General features: G+C 54.0%; 19 protein-coding genes. 16 read left to right on the top strand and 3 right to left on the bottom strand.

The genetic code is table 11. From position 1 onward, the window contains the following. Positions 1 to 739: 739 nt before the first annotated feature. Positions 740 to 892, bottom strand: coding sequence for a hypothetical protein (locus tag QZ302_RS01115; RefSeq protein WP_294591531.1), 153 nt, complete (start codon positions 890 to 892; stop codon positions 740 to 742). A gap of 241 nt (positions 893 to 1,133) precedes the next feature. Between QZ302_RS01115 and QZ302_RS01110 the strand changes: the two genes are divergently transcribed. Both QZ302_RS01110 and QZ302_RS01105 read left to right on the top strand, forming a co-directional pair. Continuing rightward, positions 1,134 to 1,703: a cyclic nucleotide-binding domain-containing protein gene (locus tag QZ302_RS01110; protein WP_294591529.1), complete on the top strand. Its 570-nt coding sequence runs from the start codon at positions 1,134 to 1,136 to the stop codon at positions 1,701 to 1,703. Positions 1,704 to 1,807: 104 nt separating this feature from the next. Continuing rightward, complete coding sequence (locus tag QZ302_RS01105; protein ID WP_294591527.1) at positions 1,808 to 2,947, top strand: acyltransferase; 1,140 nt, start codon at positions 1,808 to 1,810, stop codon at positions 2,945 to 2,947. 504 nt (positions 2,948 to 3,451) lie between these two features. Here QZ302_RS01105 and QZ302_RS01100 read toward each other — a convergent pair. Together QZ302_RS01100 and QZ302_RS01095 are read right to left on the bottom strand one after the other, a co-directional pair. Next, positions 3,452 to 4,771: a phage integrase SAM-like domain-containing protein gene (locus QZ302_RS01100; protein ID WP_294591525.1), complete on the bottom strand. Its 1,320-nt coding sequence runs from the start codon at positions 4,769 to 4,771 to the stop codon at positions 3,452 to 3,454. 1 nt (position 4,772) lies between these two features. Continuing rightward, the gene (locus tag QZ302_RS01095) at positions 4,773 to 5,189 is read right to left on the bottom strand and encodes a hypothetical protein (protein WP_294591523.1); all 417 of its coding nucleotides are present in this window, start codon (positions 5,187 to 5,189) and stop codon (positions 4,773 to 4,775) included. Positions 5,190 to 5,339: 150 nt separating this feature from the next. Here QZ302_RS01095 and QZ302_RS01090 point away from each other — a divergent pair, with 150 nt between their 5' ends. From QZ302_RS01090 to QZ302_RS01025, 14 genes are all read left to right on the top strand, one after another. Next, positions 5,340 to 5,567 carry an XRE family transcriptional regulator gene (locus QZ302_RS01090; protein ID WP_294591521.1) on the top strand — a complete coding sequence of 76 codons (228 nt, stop codon included), beginning with the start codon at positions 5,340 to 5,342 and terminating at the stop codon, positions 5,565 to 5,567. Continuing rightward, positions 5,554 to 6,114 carry a helix-turn-helix transcriptional regulator gene (locus tag QZ302_RS01085; protein WP_294591519.1) on the top strand — a complete coding sequence of 187 codons (561 nt, stop codon included), beginning with the start codon at positions 5,554 to 5,556 and terminating at the stop codon, positions 6,112 to 6,114. The genes QZ302_RS01090 and QZ302_RS01085 overlap by 14 nt, the downstream gene beginning before the upstream one ends. After that, positions 6,111 to 6,431, top strand: coding sequence for a hypothetical protein (locus QZ302_RS01080; RefSeq protein ID WP_294591517.1), 321 nt, complete (start codon positions 6,111 to 6,113; stop codon positions 6,429 to 6,431). The genes QZ302_RS01085 and QZ302_RS01080 overlap by 4 nt, the downstream gene beginning before the upstream one ends. Next, positions 6,428 to 8,182, top strand: coding sequence for a DNA cytosine methyltransferase (locus QZ302_RS01075; RefSeq protein WP_294591515.1), 1,755 nt, complete (start codon positions 6,428 to 6,430; stop codon positions 8,180 to 8,182). The genes QZ302_RS01080 and QZ302_RS01075 overlap by 4 nt, the downstream gene beginning before the upstream one ends. Further along, a complete protein-coding gene (locus QZ302_RS01070; RefSeq protein ID WP_294591513.1) occupies positions 8,182 to 8,619 on the top strand; it encodes a hypothetical protein in 438 nt (145 codons plus the stop codon). Before QZ302_RS01075 ends, QZ302_RS01070 begins: the two co-directional genes overlap by 1 nt. 89 nt (positions 8,620 to 8,708) lie before the next feature. Continuing rightward, positions 8,709 to 8,849, top strand: coding sequence for a hypothetical protein (locus tag QZ302_RS01065; RefSeq protein ID WP_294591511.1), 141 nt, complete (start codon positions 8,709 to 8,711; stop codon positions 8,847 to 8,849). 2 nt (positions 8,850 to 8,851) lie between these two features. Continuing rightward, positions 8,852 to 9,397, top strand: a complete 546-nt coding sequence (locus tag QZ302_RS01060) for a phage antirepressor N-terminal domain-containing protein (protein ID WP_294591509.1) — start codon at positions 8,852 to 8,854, stop codon at positions 9,395 to 9,397. Between the two features lie 2 nt (positions 9,398 to 9,399). After that, positions 9,400 to 9,720 (top strand): hypothetical protein, encoded by a 321-nt coding sequence (locus tag QZ302_RS01055; protein ID WP_294591507.1) that lies wholly within the window; start codon positions 9,400 to 9,402, stop codon positions 9,718 to 9,720. A 1-nt stretch (position 9,721) separates the two neighbouring features. Further along, complete coding sequence (locus QZ302_RS01050; protein WP_294591505.1) at positions 9,722 to 12,712, top strand: hypothetical protein; 2,991 nt, start codon at positions 9,722 to 9,724, stop codon at positions 12,710 to 12,712. 10 nt (positions 12,713 to 12,722) lie between these two features. Further along, positions 12,723 to 13,235 carry a hypothetical protein gene (locus tag QZ302_RS01045; protein WP_294591502.1) on the top strand — a complete coding sequence of 171 codons (513 nt, stop codon included), beginning with the start codon at positions 12,723 to 12,725 and terminating at the stop codon, positions 13,233 to 13,235. A gap of 642 nt (positions 13,236 to 13,877) precedes the next feature. Then, positions 13,878 to 14,417 (top strand): hypothetical protein, encoded by a 540-nt coding sequence (locus QZ302_RS01040; RefSeq protein ID WP_294591500.1) that lies wholly within the window; start codon positions 13,878 to 13,880, stop codon positions 14,415 to 14,417. Positions 14,418 to 14,491: 74 nt separating this feature from the next. Continuing rightward, positions 14,492 to 14,845 carry a hypothetical protein gene (locus QZ302_RS01035; protein ID WP_294591499.1) on the top strand — a complete coding sequence of 118 codons (354 nt, stop codon included), beginning with the start codon at positions 14,492 to 14,494 and terminating at the stop codon, positions 14,843 to 14,845. Between the two features lie 43 nt (positions 14,846 to 14,888). Continuing rightward, a complete protein-coding gene (locus tag QZ302_RS01030; protein WP_294591497.1) occupies positions 14,889 to 15,812 on the top strand; it encodes a S49 family peptidase in 924 nt (307 codons plus the stop codon). Positions 15,813 to 15,817: 5 nt separating this feature from the next. After that, the gene (locus QZ302_RS01025; RefSeq protein ID WP_294591496.1) at positions 15,818 to 17,836 is read left to right on the top strand and encodes a hypothetical protein; all 2,019 of its coding nucleotides are present in this window, start codon (positions 15,818 to 15,820) and stop codon (positions 17,834 to 17,836) included. Positions 17,837 to 17,852 lie beyond the last annotated feature (16 nt).

The raw sequence follows: 17,852 nt of genomic DNA, 5'->3' as shown, positions 1-17,852 counted from the left end.
GGAGCTCGTTGCATTCACCGCTGGCGGCGAACAGCTAAGACTAAGAGCTAATAGCGCGATGCAGAGTGACGCATTAGCAGTGCGAGGGGGCACACCGAGAGCGAATGTCACCGAATGGGAGACGGTAAATGGGCTGTGCTCTTGCGACCCAAAGGGTCGCCGGGCTTGCGGCGGGGCGTCTATGATGCCCGGGCCGGACGCCGCAGGCCGAACTCAACAGAATTGGGCTGAACTTTTGTCGTGGTTTGGGCTGATTTGTTGGTTGAGCTTTTGCGACCCTTTGGGGCGCGCTTTTACTTAATAGATAGGGGTGTCCACTTGTGATTCGGGTCGGAGCCAGCGTGGGCCGAACGAGCTCCGCGAAGTTGCGGCCCTACGCCTGGGGTGGCTCCGGCCCGGGCGGTTCTTCGAACCGCAGGGATGCAACTTAAATGCAGGGTTGAGAGGTCAGTTACTCAGGGTTGTTCCACTCCTTTGCCCACCGTGGGCCCGCAGCCCGTTTATTCCGAGAGGCAACGCAACGGAAAACCGAAAGCATGACCTGCCGTGTTGCAAGGGCGGAGTTCCGTCGCGTAGAAGCCTAAGTACATGCCATTGGAGCCACTGATCTGCGAAGCCCAGCTGTAGCCGCTATTACCGACATACCACAATGCGCCATCGCCGATGCCGCGGTGGCCCGGGGCTCGCCCATAGGGCATTTTAATGGCCGCCTCTACCCTAAATGACTCCGCCTTCTCGTTTATTCCGAGAGGCAACGCAACTGAAGAGCGTGGCCGCGGCTGCCTTTGTGGTTGCGATTGTGGTACGTCACGCCGAAACGCAAGTATATGCCATCAGTACCGTCGGCCCCGGACGACCAGCTGTAACCGTAGTACCCGGTGCCCGACAACACCCCCAAACGCCCATAGTAGCCCGTGTCGCGGAAGCCCGGGGCGGCCCCTCGGAACTTGTTTTAGATGTGGGAGAAATGAGGATGTTTTGCCCCTCCGAGAGGCGGGAATCGGAATATGTGCTATATTTATGATCGCATTTGCCGCGTACAAAAAGCCCCATCTTCGGTCGACCTCCGGAAAGAGGCCCATCGCCGGAAAGAAGTCGACCTTCAGAAACCGTGACGGGCGGAACGATTGACGATGAAAAAAGTGATAGATACGATTCGGTCGCAGTGGCCCCTTTCCGACCAGACGGTGCGCGAACTGGAGTCCGTCGTCGTTCCGTGTCGTTTCCCCAAACGTTATCGGCTGATTCGCAAAGGCGAGTATAACCGGTACGCCTATTTTATCGAACAGGGCATGACCCGCTCCTACTGGGTGGTGGACGGCGAGGAGGTGACCACCTCCTTTTCGGTCGAAGGCGGCATCGTCTTCAGCATGGACGAACTCTACTACGGTCGACCGAGCGAAGAGGAGGTCGAGACGCTGGAGGAGGTCGAAGCCTACCGTATTCCGCTGGCCGAGCTCACACGCCTGTGGGAGACCAACCTCGAACTATGCAACTGGGGGCGGATCGCCCACCAGAACGAATATCGCCGCCTCCATCGCAGCCATCAGGAGCGGCTGGCACTGCCCGCTCGGGAGCGGTACGAGGCCTTTCGGAGACAGTTTCCCGATGTCTGTCGGCGGGCCAATCTGAGCTACATCGCTTCCTATCTGGGGATTACGCTTTCAACGCTCAGCCGGTTGCGCGCGGGCGAAGGGCGGTGAGGCGCGGGCGGATTTTGATGTAGGACAAATTTTCGAGGCCCCGTTCTGTCATATCTTTGCGGGTGAACCTCCGGAAACCGGAAACTAACCCTCACGCTTTTCGTATGACCTCCAATTTACCCCTGCAATTCCCGCAAAAACCGCACTACGAGATTCTCGACGGCCTGCGCGGCGTGGCGGCCCTGATCGTCGTAGCCTTCCACCTCTTCGAAATCTACGCCGTCGATCCGCTCTATGTCGTGCCGTTCATCAACCACGGCTATCTGGCCGTCGATTTCTTTTTCGTCCTCTCGGGCTTCGTGATCGGCTATGCCTACGACGACCGCTGGGGACGGATGACCCTCTGGGATTTCTGCAAGCGACGCGTCATTCGGCTCCAGCCGATGGTCGTCGTCGGGGCGGTGATCGGGGGATTGTGCTTTTATTTCGGCGCCGGAAAGATGTTCCCTCAAATCGGAGAGGTGCCCGTCTGGCAGATGCTGCTGGTCATGCTGGCCGGCTGCCTGCTGATTCCGACAACGGCGGCGATTCGTCAGCCGTGGCACGAGATGTTTCCCCTGAACGGGCCGGCCTGGTCGCTCTTCTTTGAATACATCGGCAACCTCCTCTATGCGGCGGTCGTGAGGCGATTCTCGAAACGCGTGCTGGTTGCGTTCGTGGCTGCGTCAGGCGTTGCGTTGCTGTGGATGGCGGTGGGCAGTTCGGACGGCAGCGTGCTCGGCGGGCACGAGCTGACGGGCCGGCAGTTCGGGATCGGAATGGTGCGACTGCTCTATCCGTTCTTTGGCGGGCTGTTGCTCTTTCGGCTGGGGCGGCGGATTCGGATTCCGGGCGGTTTTTGGCTCTGTTCGTCGGTGTTGGCGGCGATTCTGTTTTTCCCGCGGCTGGGAGGCGAGCAGCGATTGTGGCTCAACGGGCTGTATGAGTCGATCAGTATTCTGTTCCTGTTTCCACTGATTGTGTTGGCGGGAGCGGGCAGCCCGATCCGGGGCAAAGTGTCGGTCGGGATATGTAAGTTTCTGGGCGAAATTTCGTTCCCGCTCTATATCATTCATTATCCGTTCGTCTATCTGTTCATGGCTTACGTGAAAGAGCACGATCTGGGATGGCAGGAGAGCTGGCCCCTGATGATCGCCGTGGGAGTCGGGTGTGTCGTGCTGGCTTACGGATTCCTGAAACTCTTCGACGAGCCGGTTCGGGCCTGGTTGCGGAACCGCTTTCTGCGCCATGCGGCGCAGCGGTGAGTGTTCGGTCGTGCGGTTCAGCGTCCCGCAAAATCTGAATAGGAAAGCGGGCCCAAGCCCGGGTTCTAAGTCCCCAATCGGTTCCGTCGAAAGCTCTCCTGCTCCGTTGATTCCGAGAGGCACCGCAACTGAAAACCGTAGCCGCGGCGACTCGGATAGCTCGCCTCGGACCATGTCATCCGGAAATCCAAATCGAAACCGTTGATTCCGTCGGCAGTGGATGACCAGCTGTACCCGCAGTTGCCGACGCCGTACAGTGCTCCCAGTCGATTTTGTTCCCCTGAGTCGCGGTAGCCCGGGGCGGGGTATCGAAAGGCGATGGAGTTGCCGGGAAAAACAAAAAAGGCTGTCGATCAAACGATCGACAGCCTTTTTGTGCCCAGGACAGGAGCTGTGATATTTCTCTTGAGAAAGGAAAAGAATTGATTCCCTTACTATTAAGATTTCTATGAGAGAAGAAATTGCGCCGTTTTCTATGCAAGAAATCGCAATTTAGTCCCCTTTTTAGTCCCCCTCTGACGGTTGTTTGAAGAACGACGATTTGGCCAAGATGTCCGCATTCTCTTCCAGCGAGATCTTTAGGTACGCCATAAAGGATTTCACTGTCGTGTGAGTGGAAATTTTCATCGCAGCAGCAATAGGAACTCCCGCTTTGACCATATTCGTTATGCCACTTCGACGGGCAGTGTGATTCGACACCAATTGCCATTTGGGCGACACTTCCGTGATGCGTCGTCCGCCCGCGTAGTGTGTGGTTTCGATTGGACTGTCAATGCCTGCCAACTTGCACACTTCTTTGATATGCTCGTTTAGCTTTTGCTCGCTAAGCGGTGTAGTGATGTCAAATCCGGAATCGAGTATTTCTCGAATCACCCAATGAACAGGAATGACTGTGTGAGCGTCTGTCTTCTTTGTGCGAATGCGAATACGATCGTCTTGGATGTTGACTTCGGAAAGCCGGTTGAAATCAGAAACTCGCAATCCCGTAAAAGCACCGATCAGGAACTTGTTCTTGGCCACGTTGTATCCCGCGATCCGGCGAGCCATATTTTGCGGTCGCTGGTCGGCTTTGGGGAAATGCTGCAACACCAATTCCGGAGTGATCTGAAGGCGATGGATGCGAACCAACTCTTCCACAGTCAAATAAATCGTGTCCGCCGTTCGCTGAACCGCTTTGAACTCCCTATGCGCCGTTCCGTTCAGGTTATGGAGACCGTCGGTATCTCTTGCCTCGCGATAGACCACCATGATGCACTTTACCAATGCCCCGAAATAGTTTAGGGAGTAAGGCATGTCCGAGTCTTCACGCTTTAGACCGTAAATGAATCGTTCGAAGTCGCGATAAAATTTGATGTCGATATGCTCAAAAGTCAGTCGCACTTTGCGGGCATCCTCGTATTGTTTCAACTTGCGGATTGCTGTTACATACTTATTGGTCGTTGAAACCGCACGAATGCCCCGGTAACGATCGATGTATTCTTGAAAATAATCGGTAAAGAAGATATCCGGAATGGTCTTGCCGCCGGACAAAAAGAAGTCTGTTTTTGCCCAGAACTCAGACTGGTTTGGAATCGATCGATGTTCGACGAAATAATCGCACGCTTGCGTTGCGGCCACGAAGATCTCGTTCAGCGTCTTGTTGATTCGCCGACCGGGAACTCGAAATTCTGAGGATTCTTTACAGCGTTGCGAGGCGCTATTCCAGTATCGCACAGGTACACTTTCGCCAACCGCTCTCCGGAAGGTCAATCCTTTGAAGGCGATCTTAGTGATGATGGGGGTGGATTCCCGATCCTTGTATTTCAGATAGAACCCAATCGACATATTATTTCTTCAGCAATACACCGATCAAGCGTTCCTTTTCTGCGATCATTTTATCTTTCTCTTCGATCAGCAGATTCTTATTGTCGAGCTCAGTCTGCAGATGCTTGATCTGCAAGTTGGCTTTCTCCAGTTCATCTTCACATGCAGCCCAATGGATGTCCCCTTTCACTTTGTTGCGATTACCAGAAACCCGATGCCCAATCTCAGTAGGGTGAATGACAGTATTTTCATCAAAAAAATAGGCTGCTGGGACTTGAAGGGTACTTGCTATTTTGGATAACAATGCAGCGTCGATCGATGCTTTGCGAAGAATCTTGTAAAGATTAGCTTCTGTGGTGCCGATTTCTTCGGCAAATCTCTTTTTGACAATATTTCTCGACTCCAGTATGGCGTTGATTTCTTGGCCGATATGCTTCATAGTTGCTCAATTAAATGGATACATATCAATATTTGATTTGGATAGTGCTATCCAAATTGTTATGTTTGTGATGTCATAAATACACTGACGCGACAAATATACACATTAGAAAAGTGTTGAGATAGGAATGGTATTCAAAAACGAGCAAAAATGACCTTCAAAGACTACTATGACGCATTGCCTAAGCGGGCTCCAATGGCGCCAAAGCGCATGTTTGTTCTGAAAATTGCCAAGTTATGCAAGCGTTCCGAACGGACAGTCTACATGTGGATAATGGGTATTCAAAAACCCGATGCGCTGGTTCGATCTGTAATCGCAAAGGAGCTCAACATTCCCGAAGAAGAACTATTCCCGTTGGATGGCCATGAAACGCATTGAATTTTTTACCGACCCCCGCACTGGCGAAGCGATGTTTCAGTTGATCGGCGACACCACAGCTCGTCAACTCACGGAAAATGATCGTGAAATCATCGAAGAGTTGCTGAGGATTAGCGAGACATTTTATCCGGAACAATTTGCTGCACTCGGTCGGGAGTATGCTGCAAGCGCACGTAATCCAAAGTATTACGATTTTCTTCGCGCCCGTCGTATTGCAAACTGCTGTTTTGGAGCAAATGAAAGCCATCCGGATATTGACGAACAGGGGAATTGCCAGTTCGAAGACGTGTCGTGTCCTCGTAAGGCTGAATGTAAATATTTCCGAGTCATTTGTCATCCCACATTCAGCACTTCACTATCCGATCGGGAACTGCAGGTGATGCAACTGATTTTCCGAAACGAGTCGGCCGACCAGATTGCGGATCATCTCTACTTGTCAGTTCACACGGTGCGTAATCATCGAAAGAATGCTTTGCGCAAACTCGGGTTTCACTCGACAGAAGAGTTCATAGATTTTGCCCACCGCACCCACATGTTTGAACGATGAATGCTATTGATTTGACTCCGTATATCAACGAGAAAGGCATGGCCCGTATCGATGATTTATTGAAAGATCTGGGGTATGTAGAGGCCGAAGAGGTTTTGGCGACACGGATAGATACAGTCGCCATTGCTCAAGTATTGCACATATCTCTGAAAACACTCTATACCTACATCGGATTAGAGTTGATCGAACTCGGCCCGGATCGTCGGATGCCACTCAAGAAAGTGCTGAGGCTGGACTTCAAACAGTTACAGCGTGAAGCGAAGTTGCGAAAAAGCGTCCCCGTCAAGAGGCAAAACAGAGGAGGCAAACGACAATGATCAAACTGCTCTACATAGATCTGTTTTGTGGAGCCGGTGGTACCAGTACCGGCGTCGAAAACGCCCGGATCGATGGCCGGAAGTGCGCCAAGGTGATCGCCTGCGTTAATCATGACGCAAATGCGATCGCTTCTCACGCCGCAAACCACCCGGACGCGATGCACTTCACCGAAGACATCCGAACCCTCGACTTAGCTCCACTTGCGGCCCACGTTTCCGCAATGCGTGAACTATATCCGACAGCCCGGGTGGTTCTTTGGGCATCTTTAGAGTGTACCAATTTCAGCAAAGCGAAGGGTGGCCTACCACGCGATGCGGATAGCCGGACACTCGCCGATCACCTATTCCGATACATCGAGGCCCTGAACCCCGAGTATATCCAAATCGAGAACGTCGAGGAGTTCATGTCATGGGGAGACCTCGACGAAAGAGGAAAGCCGATCAGCCGGGACGCCGGGCGGCTCTATCGGCAATGGGTCGGGAATGTGTGCGGTCACGGATACCGTTTCGAGCACCGTATTCTGAATGCCGCCGACTACGGGGCCTACACTTCCCGTCGCCGGTTCTTCGGGCAGTTCGCCCGGCCCGATCTGCCGATCGCATGGCCCCGGCCCACTCACTCGAAGACCGGTAGCAGCGATCTATTCGGCTCACTCAAGAAATGGAAGCCAGTCCGCGAAGTGTTGAACTTCGAAGATGCGGGCCGGTCGATTTTCGGCCGCAAGAAACCGTTGGTGGATGCGACGCTCGAACGCATCTACGCGGGTCTTATCAAATTCGTTGCCGGAGGCAAGGAGGCGTTTATGGTCAAGTACAATTCGATGTCCAAGCGCGGCGTCTATCACGCGCCCAGCATCGACGATCCGTGCCCCGTTGTAGCTACCCAGAGCCGCCTCGGACTGGCAAAAGCCCATTTCATTCAGCAACGCCACAGCGGGAACCCGGCACGCAAAATAGTCTCTGTGGATGGCCCGGCCCGAACCCTGACGACTACCGGCGGGAATCAAGACCTCGTACAAGCTCACTTCCTCGCCAAGCATTTCAGCGGTCGGCCGGAGGGAAAATGCGTCAGCGTCGACGGCCCCGCCGGGGCGGTTACAGTCCGAGACCACCACGCACTCGTCGGAGCTCGGTTCCTTCAGGTGTATTACGGGAACGGGTTCTCCAGCAGCGTCGAGTCTCCGGCTCCAACGGTCACGACAAAAGACCGATTTCAACTCGTAAGCCCGTGCTTCCTGGATATGCAGTATGGAAACGGGAAACCGGCGGATATAAACGCCCCAGCTCCGACGATAACCTCCACCCCGAAGCAGAACCTCGTCCAGCCGTGGATACTCAACCCGCAATATCGGTCGCCTGGAGGATCGGTAGACGCGCCGTGCTTCACCCTGATCGCCCGGATGGACAAGATGCCGCCCTACCTGATGGGTGCCGAGCGAGGATCGGATAGCCTGCCCACGTTCGTCCGCTCGGTCGACGGAGGAATGATCTACGAGATATATTCGGACGATACCCCGGCGATGGTCAAGATCAAGGAGTTTATGGCCCTCTACGGACTCTCCGACATCACTATGCGGATGCTGCGGATACCCGAATTGAAGCGTATACAAGGATTCCCGTCCGACTACGTACTGATCGGAACCCAAGAGGAACAGAAGAAGTACATCGGCAACGCCGTGGTGACCGAGCAGGCCGAGGCCATTTGCGTCGCTACTTGCGCGGCTCTCGAAAAAATCAGACTAACTGCGTAATGAAAACGAACCAAGTATTTGTAAATCCCAAGACGCCGGAAGAGTATGAATCTGTCGCCAGTCGAAACGGGGCAAGGAATATGGGCTGGAAACACGAAAGGATACCGTACAACTACCGCGAAATGGCATTTGCCAAAGAATGGGAGCGCGAAAATAAAAAGTCGTTGATACTCGGAGGGTCAATTTTAACCGAATTGCATCGAGGGCCAAGAGAGAGCCTTCTATCCGAAGGCACGCTTCTTTGCGAGCCAACGAATCGAGAACGTTGTATTGTGGCAACCATAATCCAATGGCTCGGTAGCAATGTCGGTTTCGCGTGGCTTGAACGAGTATTGAATAACTGCGGCTACACAATTGTTCAGATACCCAGAGATCAATGGAATGAAGAAGCTCGAAAAAATTATGCGAAATACGAACGGAGAAAACCCGATTGGTAAACAAAAAATCGGGTTATGAGACGAATCAAGAATAAAAAACAGCCATGTACCCTGACCGCGACGCCACTGGCCAAATAAGCATATTGGAGATGACCCCGGCGGAGGCCGAGACGCTCCACACCGCCTTGATGCGGATTTTGAACGACCTGCCGCCGATTGAGCAGGTCGCCTTCCGCCGACTCCTTATTCAACTCGAAAAACTGATGACACGAACCTCTAAAATTGAATAATCATGAAAGACACTATTATCGCCACGATCAACCATGTGGAAATCGTCGTTACGTCCGATATGTTCGTCCCGATCAAGCCGATATGCGAAGCACTGGGAGTCGATGCGAAGGCCCAGCGAGACAAAATTCAAGCACATCCGATTTTAAGTTCAGTTGGGGGGCTGAGCACCTCGACTGGAACTGATGGAAAACGATACGAAATGTTCTGCTTACCGGTGGAATTTGTTTATGGTTGGCTTTTCACAATCCATCCGGATAATGTTCGTGCCGAATCTCGTGATAGGCTGATCTCTTATCAACAAGAGTGCTACCATGCTTTGTACGAGCATTTTTACAAGCGATACATCAACTACGACGCGCGCGAGCAATCTTTCGAGCGGACGATCGCTTTGCAGAAAGAGTTGACTGATCTGAGACTCAAGGTAGAGAAGAGCGGTGCGGACTTCGATCGCTATCTGGAGATCGAACGGCAATTACGCCATGAAAAGGCCGTGCGGAAAGCCTTGACTGCCGAAAGCCTGACAGCCCTCAAGACTTTGTTCGATTAGCTATGAATGAGATTAGGCACGGGATTCCCCGGCACGACTATTTCGCCATTCTCCAGCCTATTTATCAGCGCGGCGGTACGGATTGCGCCGGGATCGGTCGGGGAATCGGCCAACGCCACAAGCTGGTTAATCCTTATATGAAAGAGGAAGTAATCGCCACATTGGTCTGCCGCCGGACGATTTATACCTCCAGCGCGGAGTTCGAAGCGTTGGCCTATCTGCTGTACGGTGTCGACAAAGACACCCTACTGGAACAGTTGCGCACCAGATATGAAGGCATTGTCGAGGAGCTTGTAGAAATATGGACATTTAAGAAAGACTGACATGCGCTATATAGACGAAGATAAGATATATCAAGAGACCGATGGCGGTAAGGATATCTTCCGATATTACTACCGCGATTACGATTTCGGCAAGCGTCCCCCGATGAAAATCAAAGTGAGAGACGAGAAGACCGCCTCTGCTCAGATCACCTATTATCAGGGATACTGGCGAATTACCGACTTCGGCAACCAAGACGAAGTGAATAGCCTGAAGGGCGTTGCTTTCGTAATGTACATGGAAAACCTGAACTATTACGAAGCCCTGAAGTTCGTCGAGGAGGTGATCATCCGCCATGAGGTCGGCGGTTCCGGCTGGCAGAAACCTCGCTGGCGCCCGGACTACGAAATGCGAGAGATGGGGCCGGAAGATGTCAAGGGCCGTTACAATTTCGTCTATAAAGAAGAGAGTGAGATCACCCGAAAAGACCTCGAAGCCTTCGGCCGGTATGTAACCAAAGAGACGCTGCAGGATTTCAATTGCCGGGTATTGAAAGAGTACGAGTACTGCTCCTTCAGCGAGAAACACAAACGGGATGTCGTGCACAAATTCATTGCGACCGAAGACTATCCGATGTTCGTTTTCGACTACGGCGATTTTCAGAAACTCTATCGCCCGCACGATCTGGAGAAGAAGAACCGGTTTCTTTACGTCGGTCGTAAACCGAAAAACTACATCTATGGGCTTCGACAATTACAGGCCGCCAAAAACGAACTGATCAGCGACGACGAAGACGGAGAAGAGACCATCGCGCCTCCGGAGAAGGCGAATGCTCGATTGAAAGACATATTCCGATGCAGCGGCGAATCGGACGCGCTGAACCTGCATAGTCTCGGATTCCACGTCTACTGGCTGAACTCGGAGACGGCCGAACTGACCTACGACGAATACAAAGAGATCGATGACCTCTGCGTCAATCATTACCAAATCATGGATTTGGACGCAACCGGTCGGGCGATGGCGCTCAAAAACGCAGTTAAATATATCGATCTGTTCACCATCGAGCTGCCCGAGTGGCTCGGTACGAAAAAAGACTTCCGCGGCAATCCCTGCAAAGATCTCAAGGACTTTATCAATCTGATCGGCGAGAGCGAAGAGGAGACCCGCAAGCAGTTTATCTACCGCAAGGCCAAAGCCCGCAAGGTGAAATTCTGGAGCCGAAGCGAAAAAGGCGAATACTCCATCAACATGGAGTACTTCTACTTTTTCCTTAAAGCCAACGGCTTCTACCAGATGGAGTACCGGCACCTGAAAAATACCGACTACTGTTACGCTTGGATCAAAGGCAAGGTGGTCGATTTGATTCCGCCGGACGGCATCAAACGGATCGTAAAACGGTTCACCAAGAACTGGATCAAAAGCAAGAACCTGACCGATGAGATCGCCATTCTGAATAAGCTGAATACCTCGAATCAAATATCCGAGGCCAATATCGACACAATGGATAACGTCGAGATCGAGTTTCGGAACGTATCGAAAGAGTACGAGTACCTGCACTTTAAGAACGCCTCGCTGCGGATATCAAAAACGGCGATCGAGCGGATCAAACACGAAGAGGTGCCGAACCATATCCTCGGAGCCATCACCATCAAGAACGAAGTGATTTCGCACGTGATTCCGCGGAACATATCGTTGCTCGACCGCCACCCCGTAGAGGTGAATGCCACGCCGACGTATCAGGCCCTGCTCGATCGGCAGTCGGCCGCCACGTCGATCGAGGAGCGGGAGACCATCGCGGCCGAGATCGCGCTGCTTCCGGAAATCGACCGTTACGATGTAACCTTCCGCGAAGGGTTCATTTTTACCGACTTCTTGCGAGACATCACCCGGATGCACTGGCGCAAAGAGCTGGAGGAGGGGCAGGAACTGACCGAGGCCGAGCAACGGGAAGAGATGCTGGCGCTGGCCAACGTGATGTTCTGCCTCGGATATCTGGCCGCACAATACAAGAATCAGGGGAAACCGTGGATCGTCTTTCTGCAGGACACGAAGATTTCGGAGATCGGGAAGTCCTCCGGCCGTTCCGGGAAATCACTAGTCAGTCAGGCGCTCAAGTATGTAAGACAACATTTCTACATCGAGGGCCGCAATCTCGACGACAAGAATCAGTTCCAATTCATTTATGACGGTCTGACCGAGTTTCACGATGTGATCGAGGTGGATGACCTCGCAGAGTTCGGTAACTTCACCTTCTTCTACACCCAGACTACCGGTAATCGTACCGTCAACAGCAAGCATACCTCGCCCTTTGTGTTGAGCTACGAAGACAGCGGAAAGATGATTATCTCCTCGAACTTCGAGCTGCCGAACACCGACTCCAGTACGATGGCCCGCCTCCTGAACTGCGGGGTATCGGATTATTACCACGAGAAGACCAAGTTCAACGACTACAAGGAGACCCGGTCGCCGCTATCGAAATTCGGTCGGCAACTCTATGCCGACTTCACCGACGACGAGTGGATCGAGTTCTACAACTTTATCGCCTACTGCATCCAGCTGCAGATGCGTTTCGACAAGATACAGCCGCCGATGGAGAACCTCGAACGTCGCCAGTTGCGCCGCGAGATGAGCGAGGGCCTCGGCCGCGAAGAGAACTTCCTGAAGTGGGCGGACGATTATTTCCAAGTCTGGGAGACGCAGAACGGCCCCCGGCCGGCTCGCTCTGCGCCGGATGCCGAATGTGCCTACCTCGACACCTTATTCAGCCGATCGGCCGCGTTCCTGCATTTCATGGAGAATAGCGGGATTTCGGAGAACAAACGGAAATCGTACAATGCTCAGCGCTTCAAGACACATCTGGCCGCATGGGCCAAATATCACGGCTTCGTTTTGAACCCGGAGCGGATAGCCAATACGAAGGATGGCCGGATCATGCAGAAAATCGACGGCAAGGTCGTCGAACTGTTCTACATCTCGACCAATCCGAATGACCTTATCGAAATAGAAACTGAAACGACGGCCCCAGTGCCGGATACACCAGACTTACCATTCTGACCGATCGCTTATGGAAACACAATATGATCTGATCGACATTGTCATCGCCCGGATCTTCGACATCGACCCGGCCATGTTGCGGGCTGAGACCCGCAAGGAGCGCGCCGCTTTCGCACGGTTCTTGGCTTTTCGTCTTCGGAGTGAAAGCGGAATGAACACGGTTGAAATAGGCCGGCTCTATCATCGGGATCAGGAGACCGTCCGGCGCGGCATCCGGAAAGCGGCAGAGCTGGAACAGTACGATAAGGGATTTCGGGCGCGTTGCCATAGCGTCATCCGGATGCTGGACGAAGGGATGATTCCCTATGACCCGTCGAAGCTCAGCGTCGGCCAAACCGTCCGAACACGGCCGGATAGCGCGGGAATTTCCCGACTGGGCATTGTAACGAGAGTCTCGGAGGAGACCTTCACCGTCGAGTCGTTCGAGAATCCCGGCTACCACACCACTCACCGCATAGAGAGCGGCCGCCTTTCCTCACAGTTTGAAACCTCGCTCGATATTGTGCTAATACAGGCTCTCTAAAATGTTCGCCCGGCAGGAACGCACGACCGTAAGGCCGTGCGTTTTTCGTTGCGCAGCAACGTTACAAGGTTCCGGAACAGACCGCATGCCGGCGGTCTGATCCGGAACACCCTTTTGGGGTGAGGCAAATGAAACATTGCCTCCTACGACATCCAACGGAAACCCCGATTTTTCCCGGCCCCCGACCCCCGAATCTGGAAAAACAGTCGTAACCTGTAACTGTAACCTCTATATGTTTGTCGGCTTGTGAGTTGTTAGGTTACAACTTGGTTACAACTCTATTTAAAAGTTGTAACCTAAAAAGAGGTGTAACCCGAAGAGAGAGCCCGGATCGCTTTCCGAAAGGCCGGGTTACAACTTTTTTGCAACGGATCGGAAAATTTCATATTTGGGTATCAAACGGTTACAAACTCAGCAAATGGCTGTAACCATGTAATGATTTGGTTGTCAAGCGAATCCGAGGCCGGTTACAAACTTGGGCCGATTTTGCCCCTCCGTAACCTATGCAACTACCGCCGGGCCGCAAGCGGCCGGGAGTGCCCTTACGAAATCCAACGCCGATTTTTACTTGTAAGGAGGCTGCGCCGGGGGCTTCCCATTGCGGAGAAATAGCAGTAACTTTATCAGTGAGTGATAGTTGACATGGAATTACTGTTGCACATAAAAGATCCGATCCTGCGGTGTTACTTCGTCGGTCGCTTTCCGCGACAGGACGACGGATATTGTTTGGTCGACAGTCGGAGTCTGACCGGGATGGCGATCACGAGTCTTGTTTCTCATTCCGATCGGATATTGCCTTCCGCGCCGGATCCGGACGACAGTGCTGTGGCCATCCGACTCTCGCGCTCGAAGTACAGCGATCCCCACCGGGGAAAGGCTCTCTTCCTGACACCTCATGCGGAGGCGCAGATCAATGCCACCCTCAAGCGCGAGTTCGACAACGACTTCACCGCTTTTTGCAGCACAGCCCGTGTGTGCGGGTTTCAGGTCAAGGACGCCATCGAAGCCTTCATTCAGGAGTACGGAATGGAAACCCTCTTCCACGGCGACATCGAAACACTCAAGAAGAAGTTCTACCGCTATGAGGTTTCGACCCGGACTCAGCTGCACGAAACTTTGCGCCAAAAGGCGAATTATGCTGTCCGAAAAGTGCGCCGGATCATGAATAAAGTTGCATTATAGTGTATATCAGTGCTTTATAATATTTTGCCGCGATTTTCACCGAAAACTGTTGAAAATAAAGCAAGCCGCCCGCTATGAAAAGAGAATTTTCGTCCCTTGTCCGGATCGCCCCCGTCCGGAACCGACAGGTCGGTGAACCGTCGACCCTGACGACCTATTCGGATGTCTCGTTCGATGAAGAGGCGAAGACCTCCACGCAGGGAGTCTTGTACGACCAGTCCCTCAAGATCGCCGTACCGCGCGCGGAGGCCGAGGCGCTCCTGTCGCTGATTCCTCGGTTTCGGGCACAGGTATGGCTGCACGACGGTGCCGATTTCCACTCGTGGGGTACGATCGATATTCCCGTTCTGGTGGTCGTGATACCCCGCGCCGAGACCGTTTCGTTCGAGATGAGCTGCAAATCTCTGCGGCCGCTCCTGCACGGTTAGTCCTTTACTCTCCAGCCGGAGAAGCGGATTTTTGCAATAAAAAATGGTCTTCTCTCTCGCCCGGCTGATCGACTCCCATCTGCTTGTCGAACCGAAGTTTCTCGACCGTTTCGTTGTCGAGAGTCTTCTCCATGCCAATACCCAGCCGCCTGCATTCGACCCGTGCGGCGTCGTCAAAGCACTTCCGGCTTTGTCGAATAGCGATATTTCCGTCACGTTCGACCTCTCGGAGATCACCGCCGACAAAGAGTTCGTATTCTACCATCCCATCTCCGGGATGATTCTTTCGCATCCCTCTTTCTATTACGACTGGGTCTATGGCTGGCGCGAGATGTTCTCGACCACCGGATTCCTGAATAACCTGAAGGCGGCCGACGCCCTGCCGAACGTACTCGCCCATTTCCTGCATATCAATTCCGGGGGCGGCATAGCATGGCTGCTCGATGTGGCGGCCGAGGCGATGCGCGCATGCAAAAAGCCCATCTACGCCTTTATCGAATACCAGTGCTGCTCGGCCGCCTATTATCTTGCCAGTCAGGCGACCGTCGTTAAAGCCTTCACGCAAAACGACGTCATCGGCAGTATCGGTACCATGACCACCGGAATCAATCTGGACGGCTACTACGAGCAACTTGGCATCAAACGAGTGGAAGCCTATGCCACCCGTTCGGATCGCAAAAACAAGACAGTGAACGATCTGCTCGACGGCAAGCCGGAAGAGTACATCAAGACCATGCTCGACCCGCTCCAGCAGCAATTCGAGAAGAATGTGCGTGCCGGTCGGCCGCAGCTGAACGACCTTCCCGACGATCATCCCGTATTCCGGGGGGAAATCTTCTTTGCCTCCGAGGCACAGGAGCTCGGTCTGATCGACGGCATCCTGCCCGATCTAAGCGCCGCGCTGCGGGAAGCCTATGACCTCGGCGTCAGTGTACGCGACAGTAACCAAATATCAACCAATATCTAACCAACATGAAGTTCATCGAACAATTGAAAGCCGTGTTCATCTCGCTCAAGATGGTGGACAAGGCTCGGAATCAGGAGATGACCAGTGCCGACTGGAAGGCCATTCGGGTAGCGTACCGCAAAGAGTACGGCACCGAACTCGCCGACGATCAGGCCGAGTTCCAGCGGCAGCAGGAAGCAAAAACCTCCATTGCCGGCGATCCGTCTCAAGAGGCAGCGGACAACGCCGCCGCCTTGGCCATCCTGAATGCCGCCCTCGCCGAAGCCAGTGGCGGTAATGACAACGAGAATGCCCCGGCCGGATGTGCTGCCACCCCGGTTCAGCGCACCGACTCCGTCGTCGATGCGGCACAGGCCATCGCCGGCGCACTCCGCGAAATGAGCCGGCAGACCTTGCCTGACAAACCGGCCACCGTGAACGGTTCGGCTCTGTCGCCGAACGGCCCCGGCCACACCGAAGCCTATTTCTGCGGCATCGAACACCCGCTCTACTCGATGGAACGACGGTACAACCGGATCGCGCTGAATCCGGCTCTCGCTCTGACGCAACCGCTCAACGCCGTCATGGAGAAAGAGGTCGGCGCCGAGTTCCGGGAGCAGCTCAGTGCATATGCCGGTATCGTGGCCGGTCGTATCAACGAGTTGCGGCAGGCCAATCTGCTCAATCCGGCCCTGTTGGCCGAAGGCGTCAGCATCGGCATCGACCCGAAAGGACTGGGCGACCAGTATCTGACCCGGCGTACCGACCTGTTGATTGCCCGGTTGGCCACAATCCGTAATGTCTATGACATCTTCCCGCGCCGCTTCGGAGTACAAGACCGCGAGGTGATGATCAACGCCTTTTTCGGCGACTTCTCGCAGGCCTACCAGAAAGGCGGTATCTGGAAAGGGAACGTCGAGTTGCAACCGGAGATCTGCTACGTGGACGACGCGATGTTCAAAACGCTGTTCAACTCCATGAAGGAGATCGAACGCCAGTACATCGGCTATCTGAACACGGAGGGCTCCGACCCGATCAAGTGGACGATGATCGAATGGGCGATGTTGAACATCTCGACCAAACTGATCGAAGAACAGAACCAGCGGAAGGTGCTCGGTCTCTACGTGAAACCCGAAGACGGCAAATCGGGCCACACGCTGAACGCCGGTACCGGAGTGTACTACACCCTGCTGCGGTACTACAACGAAGGTAAGATCGCACTGGTGGACGACTCGGCCTTCTCCGGTTATACGAGCGGCGCGACGATGGTGGCCTGCGTGACCAATTTCCTGTTGTCTCTCTCCGAACGCGTTCCGGATCTCGACAAATACGAGGTTATCCTGAACGCCAACCACCGGGCCATGTGGAAAGCCGGTATCCGCGAGATTTACGGTAAGGATACCGACTTCACCGGGCCGCAGGGCGACGTCGTTCCCGACCACCAGAACCGCATTCGCTGGTGTCCGTACGGCAAGACCCTGCCGTTCATCTGGGTGCAGAAGCCGGGCAACATCCAGTCGATCGAACTGACCGCCGGCGAGATGCACGCCGTGCAATTCGAGTCTGACATGGAAGACGTCAAGGCGTGGAGCATCTGGAAAGAGGGAACTTCGGCCGCCTATGCCGGCAAGCCGTTCAAGACGAAAGCCGAACGGGCGGCGCACGGTTTCGAGGATCAGGAGATCTTCTGCAACAAGCCGTGCGTCGCACTGGCCGCCGATGCCGAGCAGGTTACCGTCAGCGGCGACTTCCGCCACTACGTTACCGGAGTGAACACGGCTGCCAAAGCGATCACCGACATCGTCGGCGCGAAAGCCGGCGTGGCCTACCTGATCGAAGTCGGCGACGAAACCCATCCGCAGACCATTGCGAAATCGGGCAAGTTTGCCGATCTGACCGAAGCCTTCACGCCGACCAAGAAGGGCGATTACCTGATGGTGATCCTGAATGCGGACGGCGACCGTTTCCGGGAGCTGGAACGCTGCGTCGGCGGTACCCGCACCATCAATCAGGCCCTCCAGCCCAACGTTCCGGGCGGCAGGTAGGCTGTCAACGATTCGT

This window comes from uncultured Rikenella sp., assembly GCF_910579375.1.
Taxonomy (GTDB): domain Bacteria; phylum Bacteroidota; class Bacteroidia; order Bacteroidales; family Rikenellaceae; genus Rikenella.
The sequence above is the reverse complement of the archived record's forward strand: the minus strand, read 5'-3'. Positions and strand labels throughout refer to the sequence as shown.